This window comes from Kitasatospora arboriphila, assembly GCF_039528095.1.
GTDB lineage: Bacteria > Actinomycetota > Actinomycetes > Streptomycetales > Streptomycetaceae > Kitasatospora > Kitasatospora arboriphila.
In genome coordinates, this window is sequence record NZ_BAAALD010000040.1 from 18,239 (window position 1) to 32,837 (window position 14,599).

The following is a 14,599-nucleotide window of genomic DNA, read 5'->3' on the forward strand; positions in this document are numbered from 1 at the left end:
AGGTCGGGCCTGGTCCGCCGCCCCGGGCGGGGCCCCGTCGGGGTGCCCGCCCGGGGCGGCGGGCGTAGCGTCGCTGGTATGGGCGTTGTCCGGTTGATGCTGTGGCCTGCGCGGTCCTCCCGGCCACCGGGCGTTCCGGGCCTGCGGGGAGCCCCCCGTGCCGGCCGTCGCTGACCGGGGTCCGGCGGGCTGGGACAGGCGGATCGACGGCGCGCTGACCGGTGTCGTGGAGCTGTGCGGAGCCTCGTCCGGGTGCCTGTACCTGCTGCCGGAGGGCGAGGAGGTGCTGCACCTCACGGTGGTGCGGGGCCTGCCGGCCGAGTTCGTCGCACCGTGGACCCGGGTCGCGGTGACGGCACCCGTGCCGGTCGCCGACGCGGTGCGGCGCCGGGCGCTGGTGTGGTCGGGCAGCCAGCAGGACTTCGCCCGGGAGTACCCGCGGTCCGCGGTGACCATGCCGTACCACTTCGCGCTGGCCGCGGCGCCGGTCGAGGCGGACGGCGTCTGCGTGGGCGCGCTGCTGCTGCTGTGGCCGAGCGCCCACCCCCAGTACCTGCGCGATGCGGAGCGGGCGGTGGTCACCGCGGGCTGCGCGCAGCTGGGCGAGCTGCTGGCGGAGGCCGCCCCCGCGGTGCCGTCCCGGCCGCGGGTGCTGCCGCTGCGGCTGGCCGCGGCGAAGCTGCCGGAGACCGCCGGCCGGGCCTTCGCCGAGCGCCTCCCGGGCGGCAGCTGCGCGATGGACCTGAACGGCCGGATCGTCTTCCTCACCGACACGGCCTGCGCACTGCTCGGCGCCGGCCCGGAGAAGCTGCTCGGCGCGCTGCCCTGGCAGGCGCTGCCGTGGCTCGACGACCCGGCGTACGAGGACCGCTACCGGGCGGCCATCATCAGCCGGGAGCCGGCCGCGTTCACCGCGATGCGCCCGCCGGACCGCTGGCTGGCCTTCCGGCTGTACCCGGCCGGCGACGGCATCAGCGTACGGATCACCCCGACCGCCGACGGGCCGGAGCCGGTGCCGCCGTCCCGTCCGGTGCCGGTCTCCCGGGCCGGGCAGATCTACCAGATCATGCACCTGGCCGCAGCCCTCACCGAGGCGGTCTCGGTGGACGACGTGGTGGCGCTGGTCGCCGAGCAGGTGCTGCCCGCCTTCGGCGCGGACGGGCTGGCGCTGCTCACCGCCGAGCACGGCCGGCTGCTGGTGACCGGCTACCGGGGCTACAGCGCGGACGCGATGGCCCGCTTCGAGGACATCCCGCTGAAGGTCCGGGACACCCCGACGCTGCGGGCGCTCACCACCGGGATCCCCGGCTTCTACGGCAGCTCGGCGGAGCTGGCGGAGGCCTACCCGGACGTCCCGCAGGTGACCGGGAAGCAGGCCTGGGCGGTGCTGCCGCTGATCACCTCCGGCCGTCCGGTCGGCTGCCTGCTGCTGGCCTACGACCGGCCGCACCCCTTCGCCGCGGACGAGCGGACGGTGCTGACCTCACTGGCCGGCCTGATCGCCCAGGCGCTGGACCGGGCCCACCTGTACGACACCAAGAACCAGCTGGCGCACGACCTGCAGCAGGCGCTGCTCCCCCACACCCTGCCCGCCGTGCACGGCCTGAAGGTCGCGGCGCACTACCTGCCGACCACCCGCGGCATGGACGTCGGCGGGGACTTCTACGACCTGATCCGGCTGGGCCCGAAGGCCGCCGCCGCGGTGATCGGGGACGTCCAGGGGCACAGCTTCCCGGCGGCGGCGCTGATGGGGCAGGTCCGCACGGCCGTGCACGCCGCCGCGGGCGCATCGCCGGAGGAGGTGCTGGTGCGCACCAACCGGCTGCTCTGCGACCTCGACCCGGGCCTCTTCACCACCTGCCTCTACGCGCACCTCGACCTCGCCGCGGGCCGGGCGTACCTGGTGAGCGCCGGCCATCCGCCGCCGGTGCTGCGGCCGCCCGGCGGTCCGGCCCGGGTGCTGGACATCCCGCCGGGCCCGCCGATGGGCATCGACCCGGACGCGATCTACCCGATCACCGAGACGGCGTTCGAGCCGGGCGCACTGCTGCTGCTGTACACCGACGGCCTGGTGGAGGCGCCCGGCACCGACCTGGGCCGGGCGATCGCCGCGCTCGCCGGGCAGCTGGACCAGTCGCTCTCCGGCGACCTGGACGTGACCGTCCGTGAACTGGTCGCCCGGGCCAGGCGGGCGGGCCGCCGGTGGGACGACATCGCCACCCTGCTGCTCCAGGCCGGGCCCGCCTGAGGGCCGCCGCGACCCGCAGGTGCGACCCGCAGGTGCGACCCTAGAATACGCCGGGCCGGGGCGTCCGTGAACTGGTCGCCCGGGCCGCGGCGGCGGACGCTCCGTCAGGCGGGCAGCCTGCGCAGCTTGAGGGTGTTGTCGGGCCGGGTGGCCGGCCGGCCGTCGGGGCCGGTCATCGGCTGCAGGAACTCCTCGCTGGTCAGCAGTTCCCACTCCCGCTCGGGCAACCCCAGGGCCGCGTGGACCTCGGCGGGCGTGGGCAGCCCGGCGTGGTTCCTGCACTCGGGCCCACCGTGCCCGGGGCGGTGCTCCCCGTCGGCATGGCCGTGCTGGGCGTGGCCGTGCTGGGCGTGGCCGTGCTGCGGGTCGCCGTGCTGCGGGTCGCCGTGCCGGTGGCCGTTCCCGGGGTGGGCGTCGGCGCCCGGCTCCTGCTGCCAGGACGGCGCGCCGGCGTGGCCGACCACCAGCAGCGTCCCGCCGGGCGCGACCGCCTCGGCGGCCCGGCGCAGGATCGCGTCCCGCGGCAGCTCCACGTCGGAGTGCAGGTACTGGGCGCACACCAGGTCCCAGCTGCCCTCCGGGAAGGCCGCGGCCAGGTCGGCGCGGCGGAACTCGATCAGGTCGGCGAGTCCGGCCTCCCGGGCGTGCTCGGCGGCCCGGCCGAGGGCGACCTCGGAGATGTCGACGGCGGTGACCCGCCAGCCCTGCGCGGCCAGCCAGACGGCGTCGGCGCCCTCGCCGCAGCCCAGGTCGAGGGCGCGGCCCGGCCGCTCCCCGGAGACCTCGCGGACGAGCGCGCCGTTCGGCCTGCCGCTCCAGATCCGCTCGTGCTCCCCGTAACGGGTGTCCCAGAACGCGGCGACGTCGCCGCCCTCCGGCGGTCCGGCCGCGTCGGCCGGACCTGCGGGATCTGCCGCGGCCGCCGGACCTGCCGGGTCCCCCGGCTCCGCCAGCCCGTGCCGGCGCTCGCCGAGGACGCGTTCGCACACCTCCTGCTCCCCGGCCGCCCCGAACGGGTCGCGGCGGGCGGCGGCGGCCCGGCGGACCTCCTCGGCGACCAGATCGGCGTTGATCGCCGCGGCCGCCCTGACACCGGCGGGCCCGCCGGGCGGCCCCGCCCCCGACCACCTGGTCGAAGGGATCGGCCGCGTTGCCCGCCACCCAGAGGCCGGGGACGGCCGTGGCACCGGTCGGGTCCGCGGCGATGCGGCTGCCGATCACCTGCTCGCCGTTGACCACGTCGACGGGCTCCAGGCCGAGGGCGGCCGGCACGCCGCCGCGGGCGGTGAAGCGCGGCGCCACCACCAGGGCGCGGCAGGCGACCGTCCGGCCGTCCGCCAGCCGGACTCCGGTCAGTGCGCCGTCGGCGGTCTCCACCGCGGCCACCTCGCCGGGCACCACGGCGATGCCTCGGGCGGCGAGCCGTTCGGCCTCCTCGCCGGTCGGCGCCGCGGCGGTGTGCGGCAGCAGCGTCACGTCGTCCGTCCACTGCCGCCACAGCTGCGCCTGGTGGACGGCGAGCGGACCGGTGGCCAGCACGGCGACCGGCAGCCCGCGGGCCTCCCAGCCGTGGCAGTAGGGGCAGTGCAGCACGTCGCGGCCCCACCGCTCGGCGAGCCCGGGCACCTGCGGCAGCTCGTCGACCAGGCCGGTGGCGACCAGCAGCCGTGCCGCCGTCACCGCCGCCCCGTCGGCGAGGGCGAGCCGGAAGCCGCCGTCGTCGAGGCGTTCGGCGTCGACGACGGTGCCCGCCAGGAACCGTGCCCCGTAGCCCTCCGCCTCGGCGCGGCTCGCGGCCAGCAGTTCCTGCGGCGGAACGCCGTCCCGGCTCGGGTAGCCGTGCACCCCGGCCGCGGGGGCGTTGCGGGGCCTGCCGTCGTCGACCACCAGCACCGAGCGCCGCGCACGGGCCAGGGTGATCGCACCGGCGAGTCCGGCGGCGCCGCCGCCGACCACCACGGTGTCGTACGGCTGCGCGGTGTCCGCGGCCGGTTCGGGGAGCTTCGGGGATTCTGTCGTCATGGTGTGGACCTCCGTTCTCCTCGATCGTCGGCGGGCCACCCCGGCTTGACAAACTTTCTTGCCGAACCGGCAAATGGAGGCATGGCGGACGACGACATCAGCGGTGTACTGGCAGGTGTGGGGCCCCGGCTGCGGGCGCTGCGGCAGAAGCGGGGCGCCACCCTCGCCGAGGTGGCCGAGGAGACGGGCATCTCGCTGAGTACGCTCTCCCGGCTGGAGTCCGGGCAGCGCCGCCCGACGCTGGAGCTGCTGCTGCCGCTCGCCAAGGCGTACGGGGTGCAGTTGGACGAGCTGGTGGGCGCGCCGCCGACCGGCGACCCGCGGATCCACCCGCGCCCGTTCACCCGGCACGGCCAGACCTTCGTGCCGCTCACCAAGCACCTCGGCGGGCTGCACGCCTACAAGCAGATCCTGCCCGTCCGACCGCTGCCCGAGGGCACCCGGCCGGGCCTGGGCACGCACGAGGGCCACGAGTGGCTGTACGTGCTGTCCGGCCGGCTCTGGCTGGCCCTCGGCGACACCGACCTCGTCCTGACCGCCGGCGAGGCGGCCGAGTTCGACACCCGCACCCCGCACGGCTTCGCCAACGCGGGCGACCGGCCGGTGGAGTTCCTGTCGCTGTTCGGCGCACAGGGCGAGCGGATGCACGTCCGGGCCCGCCCGTCCGGGGACTGAGCGGCGCCCGGGCGCGGCGGCACCGGAACGGGTGCGCCGCGAGTGACCGGTGGGGCCGGTGGTCGTTGAGGGGCATGGCGCGCGGCTCGACCAGGTGCCGCCGGGCCGTCCGGGCACGGCGGCCGCGCGCGCCGCCGATCGGCCGTGGAGGGGTTGTCCGTGGGGTTGTCCATGCAGAGCGGTGGGAGTGCACGGGCGGGGCGGGCCCGGCTGGCGGCACGCTGCCGCACGGTGACGGAGGCGCCCGCCTTCTCGCTCGTGGTGTTCGCCGCGATCCTGGTCAACGCGGCACTGCTCGGGGTGGAGACGTACAGCGGGCTCGCCGCCGAGTACCAGCAGGGCCTCCAACTGGCCGAGCGGGCCTGCCTCGGGGTGTTCACGGTGGAGATGCTGCTGCGGCTGGGCGCGCACGCGGACCGGCCGGGGCAGTTCCTGCGCGACCCGTGGAACCTCTTCGACCTGGCCGTCCTCGCCTCGGCCTTCCTGCCGCTGGTCCGCGAGAACACCACCGTGCTGCGGCTGCTGCGGCTCGCCCGGGTGCTGCGGACGGCCCGGTTCCTGCCGCAGCTGCGGGTCCTGCTGGTCGCGGTCGGCCGCAGCCTGCCGGGCACCGTGAGCTTCCTGTTCGTCGGCGCCCTGGTGCTCTACGTCTACGCGATGGTCGGCTGGGTCGGCTTCGCGGACAGCGACCCCGGGCACTACGGCTCGATCGGCCGGGCGCTGCTCACGCTCTTCCTGCTGATGACCCTCGACGGGCTCGGCGAGGCGGTGCACGCGGGGCTGGAGATCTCCCGCCTGAGCATCCTCTTCTACGCCTCCTACGTGCTGCTGGCCTCGTTCGTGCTGGTGAACGTGCTGATCGGCGTGGTGCTCAACTCCCTGGACGAGGCCCGCGCCCTGGAGGCCGAGGAGGCCGCCGGGCGGGAGGCCGGCCGGCGGGACGCACCGCGTGCCGGACAGCAGGGCGGCCCGGCGGGGGCCGAGGAGCTGCGCGAGCGGATCGCCGCCGTCCGGCTCGCCCTCGCCGAGCTGGAGGCCGGCCTGGAGGCGGGCTCGGGCTCGGGGGCAGGCCCGGGGGCAGGCCCGGCAAGCGGTCCTGACGGTGCGTCGGGACGTCCGGTCGGCGCCGGCGCAAGTGCCGCGATGACCGCGGCGAGCGTGGACACCGTGGCCTGATCGACGCACCGGGCCGCGCGGGGACGTACTTCCCGAAGGCGACTCGGCGACGCTTCGCGTTCGGTAGCATACGCAGCGTCGGCAGGTCCGAGCTGCCCCGGGGGCGGCGATCCGAGCAGGAGAAGCCCGTGGCCACGCAGATCCCCCCGACCCCTCCCGTCACGGGGGTCGCCGTGCCCGAGCTGTCGCCCGCCGAGGTGGAGCGGTGGCGTGCGGCGGGCCGGGGAATGCCCGAACTGCTCCGCCGGGTGGGCCGGTTGGGCCCGGTGGCGGGTGTCCGGCTGGACGGGCGGCCGACCGTGCTGGTCACCGGCCCGGAGGCCGTCCAGCATGTGCTGGGCCGCAATCCGGACCGCTACGTGAAGCGCTCGCACCGCGGCCGGATCCTGCTCGGCGACGGCGTGCTCTCCGCCTCCGGCGAGGCCTGGCGGGCGCAACGGCGGCTGCTGCAGAGCCAGTTCACCGGCGCCGGGATGCGCCGCTGGGAGCAGCGGATCGCCGCCGCCGCACAGCACACCGCCGCCCGGTGGGCCGAACACGCCGACGCGGGCCGCACGGTGGACCTGCGCGAGGAGATGCACCGGTTCGCGCTGGACACCATCTGGCGTTCGCTGACCGGCCATCCGCTGGAGGACCGGACGGTGGCCGAACTCACCGCGCTGGAGGCCGTGGTGGCCGTCCTGCCGGTGCTCCCGTCCAACGCGGAGGACGCCCGGTCGGCGGTGGCCGGGGAGCTGGCGCGGATCGACGCGGTGGTGCACGGCGCGATCGAGGCGGCCCGGTCGGCGCCGCCCGGCCCGCACGGGCCGGGCCTGCTGCACGTGCTGCTGTCGGCGGCGCAGGACCGCCCGGAGTACACCGACCGGTTGATCCGGGACGAGTTCGTGACCCTGATGGTGGCCGGGCACGAGACCACCGCGACCACGCTGACCTGGCTGTACCTGTTCCTCGCCGAGGACCCCTCGGCCCGCGCCCGGGCGCTGGCGGCCGGGCCGGCCGGTTCCGAGGAGCGCCGCGCGGCGCTCCGGGCGCTGGTCAGCGAGACGCTGCGGCTCTACCCGTCGGCCTGGCTGCTGCCCCGGCACGCCGCGGCGGAGGACCTGCTGACGGGTTTCCGGATCGAGGCCGGCAGCGAGGTGCTGGTCTGCCCGTACCTGGTGCACCGCGACCCGGAACTGTGGCCGGAGCCGGAGGTGTTCGATCCGCGGCGGTTCACCGCGCCCGGGCGGCGGCCGGCCGATCCGGGTGCCTACCTGCCGTTCGGCATCGGCGCGCGGGCCTGCCTGGGTCTGCAGTTCGCGCTGCGGGAGACGGTCGCGCTGCTGGAGCTGCTGCTGCCGGCGTTCGAGGCCGTGCCGGTCGGGCCCGCCCCGGAGCCGTCCTTCGGGATGGTGGTGCGGCCGGGCGGGCCGGTGCCCGCGGTGCTGACCCGGGCCGGCTGACGGCCGGGCTCAGGGCGGGGTGTCGCCGCGCCAGTCCCAGTGCCGGGGGTCGCCGGTGCGGGGCGCGTACTGGGCGCGGCCGCCCGGGCCGTGGGAGCCGATCTCGGTGGGCAGCGCGGCCCCCTCGGCGAGTTGGGCCTCGCTCCAGCCGGTCACGTCGAGCAGCAGTCCGTCGAGCGGCCCGGCGACCAGTTCGCGGTAGGCGTGCCCGGGCTGCGGCCCGGGATCGGGATCGTCGTAGTCGGCGCCGTAGACCCGCCCGCGCATCAGGTGCTCGTCCATGACGGCAGGATCGCAGCCGCCACCGACAGCGCCGTGCTGCGGCACGCCCCCGGGCCGGGCCCGGTCAGCCACCGGGCGCGAGTCCGGCGGCGATGCCGTCGAGGACGACGTCGAGTCCGGCCTCGAAGGCGGTGGCGGGGTCGGTGTGGGTGCCGTACCGGACGGCGGCGGCCAGCGCCGGGTAGTTGCCGGTGACGAGCATCCGGGAGAGGTAGGGGCCTTCCGAGCGCCGCCAGGCGTCCTTGTCCAGGCCGGTGTCCCGCTCGGCGCGCAGTTCGGCGGTCTCCCGGCGCAGCGCGCCGACGAGGTAGTCGTCGACCGTCCCGACCGCGCGCAGCGAAGGAGGGGGACACCGTGGAGACCGACACCCGCAGCCCGCGGATCGCCGTGGTCGGGGCCGGGCCGGGCGGCCTGACGCTCGCCCGGATCCTGCACCTGCACGGGATCGGGGCCGTGGTGCACGAACGCGACCGCGACCGCACCGCCCGTGCCCAGGGCGGCACGCTCGACCTGCACCGGGAGAGCGGGCAGCGGGCGCTGCGCGAGGCCGGGTTGGAGGCCGCCTTCCTGCGCGCCGCCCGCCGCGAGGGCCAGGACCTGCGCCTGCTCGACCACACCGGCACCCTGCTGCTGCAGGAGGACACCCCGGACGACGCCCCGATGGACCGGCCCGAGATCGACCGCGCCGACCTGCGGGACCTGCTGCTGGATTCGCTGCCCGCCGGCACCGTCCGCTGGGGCCGGACCTTCCGGCACGCCACCCGCCGGCCGGAGGGCGGACGGCGGCTGCACTTCGAGGGCGGTGCGACGGACGACTGCGACCTGCTGGTCGGCGCGGACGGCGCCCACTCCCGTGCCCGCCCGCTGGTCACCGCCGCCCGGCCGGCCCACCTCGGCAGCAACACCGTGGAGAGCGGCATCTCCGCCGCCGACCGCAGCCACCCCGAGCTGTCGGCGCTGGTCGGCCGCGGCAACTACTGGGCGCTGGGCCCGGGTCGTTCGCTCGCCGCCCAGCGGCAGGGCGGGGGGCGGATCCGCGTCTTCCTCTCCTTCCACACGCCCGAGGACTGGCTCGCCACCTGCGGCGTCCCCTTCGCCGACCGGGACGCCGCGCGCCACGCCCTGACGGGCCTGTTCGCCGACTGGGCGCCGCAGTTCCGGGCGCTGATCGAGGCGTGCGACGAGCCGTTCGTCCCGCGTCCGCTCACCGCACTGCCCGTGGGGCTGACCTGGCCCTCCGTGCCCGGCGTGACCCTGCTCGGCGACGCCGCCCATCTGATGCCCCCGGTCGGCCTCGGCGCCAACACCGCGATGCTGGACGCCGCCGAACTCGCCCGGGAGATCGCCGCCGCACCGGACGACCCCGCCGGGGCCGTCCGCCGCTACGAGACCGCCATGTTCGAACGCAGCGCCGTGGCGGCCCGGGAGTCGGAGCGGATCACGGCGATGCTGATGTCCGAGGACGGCGCGGCCCGGCTGGTCCGGTTCTTCCGGCCCGACGGCGAGGGCACGGCGGACGCCTGACGGTCAGGCCAGGCGCAGGGCGTCGGCGAGGTCGGGCCCGGTGCTGCGCCAGCAGGAGACGTCGTTGGCCGCGGAGACCAGGTCGCCCAGGTGCCAGCCGCCGTCGGCGTCGCGGACCGCGCAGAGGCCGTCCCACTCGATCGCGAGGTCGGCGGTGATCGGTGTGCCGCGCACGGTGACCCGGCCGAGGGGGTCGAGGACGCGGGCGTCCGGGCAGCCGGTGAGGCGCCGGACGTCCGCGAGCGTCCACTCCTCGGGCAGTGGCAGGTCCTCCTCGGTGCGTGCGGCGAGGAGTTCGGCGACGGCGACGCCCAGCCGGGGCCGGACCCACTCGCCGTCGCGTTCGATGCCGAGGACACCGCCGAGGAAGGCCATGTCGCAGGTGCCGAGGGGGGTCTCCCAGCGGAACGGCACCCGGGAGACGTGGGCGGGCAGGTCCGCCGCGTCGGTCTCCGTCCGTCCGAAGGCCTCCTTGGGCACGGGGCCGTCGTCGGTGTAGCGGTGGGCGAGGAAGGCGGTGATCCACCCGGTGACGGTGTCGCCGCCCGAGGCGGACTCCCACGAGTAGAGGGACCGCCAGAACTGCTCGTCGGTCCGCCGGCCGGCGGCCGTGGCGGCGATCTCGTCCAGCACCGGGAGCAGCCCGGCCAGCCAGGGACGCAGCCCGGTGAGCCGCTCCCCCAGCGCGCGGGTGCGGTCGGCGAGCAGTTGCCAGTCCTCGGGCGTGCCCTCCAGCCGGACGCGCGGGATGCCGCACATGGTCACCCAGCGGAACCGGTAGTACGGGCTGACCACGTCCATCAGCGCCACCAGGGCCGCGGCGGTGTCCGTCGGCGTGGTGGTGGAGAACGGGGGCAGGAAGAGCTCGGTGGTGGCCTCGCCGAGGTTCCGGTGCAGCGGCTCGCGGACGCGGCGGATCGAGCGCTCCCAGTCGGCGGGGGCCGCGTCGTCGCGGACCACGATCGTGCGGGTGTACCCGGGGGTGTCGGTGAACAGGTGCGCGTAGCGGTCGGCGTTCAACCGGACGTGGACGGCGCTCTCGTGGACGACCGTGTACCAGAGCACGTCGGGCGAGAGGCTGAGCGGCAGGTGGGCGGCGAAGCACAGGTGGAGGGCGCGCAGCAGCAGGCTGGAGGAGGGCTCGGCCACCGCCGGGACGCCGGTGGGCAGGCCGATCAGTCGCTCGGTGCTGCGGTGGTGGATCCGGGCGGGGCGGGCGAGCACCGCGTGCAGGAACCGCTCGGTGCCCAGGTCGGTGACCTCGGCGGCCAGACCGGCCGCCTCGGCGTCGGCCTCGGCGTCGGAGGTGAGCGGCAGGTCGATCTCGAGGGCCATCGGCACCCTTCGGGTAGCTGTCGGGCGGAGCGCGCCGATGGTAGGGGGCCGCCCGGGGTGGACGGCAAGGCGTTTTCGCGGCGCGGCCCCGGGTCACTCTTCGGCGGCGGGGAGCCGCCAGTCGAAGGGGATGAACTCGCGGTCCCACGGCGCGGCCCGGTCGAGTTCGGCGACGGCCTCGGGCGTCCGCAGCAGGCAGCGGTGGCGCAGCAGGTCGCGCCGCTCCCGGGGGGTCAGCAGCCGTTCCCGGGGGCTCAGGTTCTCCGGGTGGTCGAGCGCCAGCACGGGACTGCCGTCGACGGGGCGGTCGCCGTCGACGTTCAGGTGGTCGCCGGACGGGGTGCGGTAGTCGAGCCGCAGGTCCGTCGACCACTGCGAGTTGCCGCCCCAGCCCTGGGAGAGGTCGACCGTCCGCCGGTGGCGGCGGCGGAAGGTCCAGTACAGCGGCGAGCGGTCCGCGACGCCGTGCTGGGCGTGCGCGGCGCCGGCCCGGACGCGGACGCCCGCCCGGGAGAACAGCAGTTCGCCGAGCATCAGGCCGGGCCATAGCACCTCGGTGACCTCGATCGGCGCCGCCGGGTCGTCGGCCTGCTCGACCTCGACGATCTCGTGCAGGAAGGGGTCGAAGCCGCCCCCGTGGAACGGGGTCATGCCGAGGCCGGTGAAGAGCCCGAGGTACTCCTCGTCGGAGAACGCGAGCCCCTCGACGCCCGGGTCCCACGGGCCGGCGGGCGTCTGCCGGGCGAGCAGCAGGACGTCGTTCACCCGGCCGAGCGCGTACAGCTCCATGTGCAGCACGCCGACCCGCTCGTCGGTGCGGCGGTCCTGCCACCAGCCGCTGCACGCGGCCGCGGTGTGCAGCCGTTCGCGGTACGCGCGGCCCGTCTCCGCCAGCCACGGGAGGGCGACCTCCCGGTGGGCACCCGGCCCGGCACCCTCCGTCAGGCCCTCGTACAGCTCGCGTCCGCCCGCCCCGGTGTCCATGATCGAAATCTAGCAGAGTGCGACTGCGGCGCGATCGCCGTTCATTTCAGCTCATTTCAGCGTGGTCAGCCACTCCTCGCCGGTGGTGACCTCGGCCTGACGGGGGAACACCTTGCCGGTGAGGACGCGGTGGACCTCGGGGTCGGCGTCGGCGCAGCCGTCGGAGAGGACGGTGAGGCGGTAGTCGAGGTCGGCGGCCTGCCGGACGGTGGACAGCACGACGCCGCTGGTCGCGATGCCGGTGAGGACGAGGTGCTCGATCCCGGAGCCGCGCAGGACGAGGTCGAGGTCGCTGCCCGCGAAGGCGCTGATCCGCTTCTTGGTGACCACGGTGTCGCCCTCGCGGGGCGCCAGGTCGGGGTGGACGGCGGCACCGGGGTCCTCGGGGGTGAACGCGCCGGGCCGCAGCGCGCCGAAGCTCTTGTTGCGCGCGGAGATCTCGGGATGGCCGGGCCGGAAGCCGAGGACGACGTACACGACCGGGACGCCGGCGGCCCGGGCGGCCTCGACGGCGCGCGCGAGCCGGGGCAGGTAGTCGGGTTCGTCGATGCGGCTCACGATGCCGACCTGGATGTCCATCACGAGCAGGGCGGTGCCGGTCATGGCGGCGTTTCCTTCCGTACGGGCGTGCGGGGCGGCGGCTACGGGCCGCGGTGGGTGGCGGCCGCTGCGGGTGGGGCGGGGGTGTCCTGCTGCGGGGCGCCGACCTGTCGCAGTGAGCGGTCGGCGACGGTGACGAGCAGGTGGAGGACGGCGGCGGCGAGCATGAACCAGGCCAGTTGGTGCAGGCCGGCGGTGTCGGCGCCGTGGCCGAGGAAGGCGCCGATGGCCGCGGCGGCGACGATCGCGCCGAGGTAGCTGAAGGTGCGCAGCAGTCCGGCCGAGGAGCCGATCCGCGCGGGGTGCGCCTGGTGGTAGACGGCGCTCTGCAGGGCGAGTCCGTTGAGGCCCTGCGGGATGCCGAAGGCGAGCGCGACCACGAGCAGCAGCCAGATCGGGGAGTGCGGGCCGAGCAGCAGGACGAGGGTGCAGGCCGCGATCTGGCCGAGGGCGCCGGCGAGGAGTTTGCCGCGGATCTGCCGCCGCCGGCCGGTGACCGCGGAGACGACGATCGCCGTGCCGAAGAGCGGGAGTTGGACGAGTCCGGCCTGCGGGGCGGTGAGTCCGCGGCCCTCCTGCATCCACTGGGTGCAGCCGTAGAGGAAGGCGTAGGCGACGGTGTACGCGAGCAGGGCGCGGATGTAGGTGGCGATCAGCGGCAGGTTTCCGCCGAGCACCCGCAGGTCGATGAACGGGTCGGCGGCGCGGCGCTCCCGGCGGGCGAAGCAGGCTGCCGCGAGGACGGCGGTGGCGGGCAGGTACCAGTCCGCGGCCGAGGGGTGCATCAGGAAGAGCAGCAGCGGGACGAGCGCGGCGGCGAAGAGCGCCATCCCGGCGAGGTCCAGGGTGGTGGCGAGGCTGCCGCGGGTGCGCCGCGGCGGGGCGGTGCGGGGCAGCCGTCGGGCACCGAGGTACAGCCCGGCGAGGGCGAGCGGGATGTTGACGGCGAGGGTGGTGCGCCAGCCGCCGAGGCCGATCAGCAGGCCGCCGAGCGAGGGGCCGATGACGGCGACGGTCTGGGTGGTGACGGCGAGGGCGGTCAGGACGGCGGCGGGGCTGTCCCGGCCGGTGCGGTCGGCCTCGCTGCGGACGAGGTACATGGCGGCCGGGTAGCCGGCGCAGGTGCCGAAGCCGAGCAGCACCCGGGCGGCGATCAGCACGCCGAGGTTCGGGGCGAGCATGCCGACCAGGCCGGCGACGCCGGTCAGTGCGGTGCCGGCCAGGAAGAGCCGGCGCGGGCCGTGCAGGTCGATGAGCCGGCCGACCACCGGCTGGCCGATCGCGGTGGCGAGGTAGAGCGCGGAGACCAGCCAGGCGGTGGCGGCGGGCGGGGCGCCGACGGCGGCGCCGATCGGCACCAGGGAGACGGCGAGGATCGCCGAGTTCACCGGGTTGAGGATCGCGCCGAGCATCATCGGCGCGAGCAGCCGCCGGTCGAAGGCGTCCTCGGGCGCGCCCCCGCGCCGGGGGCGCGGGGCGGAGCGCACGGCGCGGAGGTTCATGCGTCGGACAGCCTGTCCAGCAGGGCCAGCGCCTCGACGACGGTCTGCCGCTCCTGCTCGGTGAAGTGCGCCTGCAGGGAGCGGGCGAGCCACTCCTCGCCGGCGCGCCGGCAGTCCTCCAGGAAGGCCAGGCCGGGGTCGCTCAGCGAGACCAGTTGGCGGCGGCCGTCGCCGGGGTCGGGACGGCGCAGCACCAGGCCCCGCTCGTCGAGGACGGCGAGGGTGGCGGCCATCGACTGCGGCCGGACGCGCTCGGCGGCGGCCAGGTCGCTGGCGGAGGCCGGGCCGTCCTTGCTGAGCCGGCTGAGCACGGAGGTCTGGGTGGGGGTGAGCCCGTCCGTGTCGTACGTCTCCTTGAGGCGGCGGCGCAGTCGGCTGAAGACCACGCGGAGCTCCCGCGCCGCGCGGACGGCGGAGGCGGTGACGGCGGCGGTGGCGGGCTCTTCCATGTCTCCCACCGTAGAACCTTCAGGCTGAACTGTCCAGCCATGCTGCACAGTCTGGACTGTCCGATCCGCCCGGACGCGGGCGGGCGCTCCCGCCCCGGCGGGCGGCGGCGGCCCGGCGGTGAGCGAATCGAGGTGCGACGGCCGGCGGACGGCCGGCCGAACCACAGGGAGGCTGCGCCGTGGAGGGCTTCGTTCCGGTCGCCGTCCGGCTGTACACGCTGTCCCCGGCCGGCTTCACCGCGGCCCGCACGGCGTGTTCAGCCGGTCGGCGACCGTGGCGAAGCCCTCCACGGCGCAGCCTCCCTGTGGTTCGGCCGGCCGTCCGCCGGCCGGACAAGTCGGGTGGTAGCCATGGCGTTC

Annotated in this window: 13 protein-coding genes and 1 pseudogene; 5 read left to right on the top strand and 9 right to left on the bottom strand. The window is 76.2% G+C overall.

Annotated elements, in window-relative coordinates:
• Nucleotides 1-157 precede the first annotated feature (157 nt).
• Nucleotides 158-2,248: a GAF domain-containing SpoIIE family protein phosphatase gene (locus ABD353_RS20850; protein WP_344625166.1), complete on the top strand. Its 2,091-nt coding sequence runs from the start codon at nt 158-160 to the stop codon at nt 2,246-2,248.
• Nucleotides 2,249-2,352: 104 nt separating this feature from the next.
• Here ABD353_RS20850 and ABD353_RS20855 read toward each other — a convergent pair whose 3' ends face one another.
• Entirely contained in the window at nt 2,353-3,237 is an 885-nt protein-coding gene (locus tag ABD353_RS20855; RefSeq protein WP_344625167.1) for a methyltransferase domain-containing protein, read from the bottom strand.
• A gap of 211 nt (nt 3,238-3,448) precedes the next feature.
• Nucleotides 3,449-4,270, bottom strand: a pseudogene (locus ABD353_RS20860) (NAD(P)/FAD-dependent oxidoreductase); the annotation flags it as partial.
• An 81-nt stretch (nt 4,271-4,351) separates the two neighbouring features.
• On the opposite strand from ABD353_RS20860, the gene ABD353_RS20865 reads away from it, so the two are divergent.
• The 3 genes from ABD353_RS20865 (at nt 4,352) to ABD353_RS20875 (ending at nt 7,563) form a co-directional block, all read left to right on the top strand.
• Entirely contained in the window at nt 4,352-4,945 is a 594-nt protein-coding gene (locus ABD353_RS20865; protein WP_344625168.1) for a helix-turn-helix domain-containing protein, read from the top strand.
• A gap of 171 nt (nt 4,946-5,116) precedes the next feature.
• On the top strand, nt 5,117-6,121 hold the full coding sequence (locus tag ABD353_RS20870; protein ID WP_344625215.1) for an ion transporter: 1,005 nt from the start codon (nt 5,117-5,119) through the stop codon (nt 6,119-6,121).
• Between the two features lie 128 nt (nt 6,122-6,249).
• A complete protein-coding gene (locus tag ABD353_RS20875) occupies nt 6,250-7,563 on the top strand; it encodes a cytochrome P450 (RefSeq protein ID WP_344625169.1) in 1,314 nt (437 codons plus the stop codon).
• Between the two features lie 9 nt (nt 7,564-7,572).
• Here the strand turns inward: ABD353_RS20875 and ABD353_RS20880 are convergent, their stop codons facing one another.
• Nucleotides 7,573-7,845 carry a hypothetical protein gene (locus tag ABD353_RS20880; protein ID WP_344625170.1) on the bottom strand — a complete coding sequence of 91 codons (273 nt, stop codon included), beginning with the start codon at nt 7,843-7,845 and terminating at the stop codon, nt 7,573-7,575.
• A 64-nt stretch (nt 7,846-7,909) separates the two neighbouring features.
• Nucleotides 7,910-8,182 (bottom strand): TetR/AcrR family transcriptional regulator C-terminal domain-containing protein, encoded by a 273-nt coding sequence (locus ABD353_RS20885; protein WP_344625216.1) that lies wholly within the window; start codon nt 8,180-8,182, stop codon nt 7,910-7,912.
• A gap of 17 nt (nt 8,183-8,199) precedes the next feature.
• On the opposite strand from ABD353_RS20885, the gene ABD353_RS20890 reads away from it, so the two are divergent.
• Entirely contained in the window at nt 8,200-9,369 is a 1,170-nt protein-coding gene (locus tag ABD353_RS20890; protein WP_344625171.1) for an FAD-dependent oxidoreductase, read from the top strand.
• A 3-nt stretch (nt 9,370-9,372) separates the two neighbouring features.
• Here the strand turns inward: ABD353_RS20890 and ABD353_RS20895 are convergent, their stop codons facing one another.
• From ABD353_RS20895 to ABD353_RS20915, 5 genes are all read right to left on the bottom strand, one after another.
• On the bottom strand, nt 9,373-10,704 hold the full coding sequence (locus ABD353_RS20895; protein WP_344625172.1) for a DUF4419 domain-containing protein: 1,332 nt from the start codon (nt 10,702-10,704) through the stop codon (nt 9,373-9,375).
• A 93-nt stretch (nt 10,705-10,797) separates the two neighbouring features.
• Nucleotides 10,798-11,688, bottom strand: a complete 891-nt coding sequence (locus ABD353_RS20900; RefSeq protein WP_344625173.1) for a nucleotide exchange factor GrpE — start codon at nt 11,686-11,688, stop codon at nt 10,798-10,800.
• A 51-nt stretch (nt 11,689-11,739) separates the two neighbouring features.
• Entirely contained in the window at nt 11,740-12,291 is a 552-nt protein-coding gene (locus tag ABD353_RS20905; protein ID WP_344625174.1) for a cysteine hydrolase family protein, read from the bottom strand.
• A gap of 38 nt (nt 12,292-12,329) precedes the next feature.
• Nucleotides 12,330-13,790: an MFS transporter gene (locus ABD353_RS20910; protein ID WP_344625175.1), complete on the bottom strand. Its 1,461-nt coding sequence runs from the start codon at nt 13,788-13,790 to the stop codon at nt 12,330-12,332.
• Nucleotides 13,787-14,239, bottom strand: a complete 453-nt coding sequence (locus ABD353_RS20915) for a MarR family winged helix-turn-helix transcriptional regulator (RefSeq protein ID WP_344625176.1) — start codon at nt 14,237-14,239, stop codon at nt 13,787-13,789. Before ABD353_RS20915 ends, ABD353_RS20910 begins: the two co-directional genes overlap by 4 nt.
• Nucleotides 14,240-14,599 lie beyond the last annotated feature (360 nt).

Bases quoted from the DNA above. Each gene is read 5' to 3' on its own strand.
- ABD353_RS20900 (WP_344625173.1), bottom strand. From the start codon at position 11,688: ATGGACACCGGGGCGGGCGGACGCGAGCTGTACGAGGGCCTGACGGAG.
- ABD353_RS20905 (WP_344625174.1), bottom strand. From the start codon at position 12,291: ATGACCGGCACCGCCCTGCTCGTGATGGACATCCAGGTCGGCATCGTG.
- ABD353_RS20880 (WP_344625170.1), bottom strand. From the start codon at position 7,845: ATGGACGAGCACCTGATGCGCGGGCGGGTCTACGGCGCCGACTACGAC.
- ABD353_RS20915 (WP_344625176.1), bottom strand. From the start codon at position 14,239: ATGGAAGAGCCCGCCACCGCCGCCGTCACCGCCTCCGCCGTCCGCGCG.
- ABD353_RS20910 (WP_344625175.1), bottom strand. From the start codon at position 13,790: ATGAACCTCCGCGCCGTGCGCTCCGCCCCGCGCCCCCGGCGCGGGGGC.
- ABD353_RS20895 (WP_344625172.1), bottom strand. From the start codon at position 10,704: ATGGCCCTCGAGATCGACCTGCCGCTCACCTCCGACGCCGAGGCCGAC.
- ABD353_RS20865 (WP_344625168.1), top strand. From the start codon at position 4,352: ATGGCGGACGACGACATCAGCGGTGTACTGGCAGGTGTGGGGCCCCGG.
- ABD353_RS20870 (WP_344625215.1), top strand. From the start codon at position 5,117: ATGCAGAGCGGTGGGAGTGCACGGGCGGGGCGGGCCCGGCTGGCGGCA.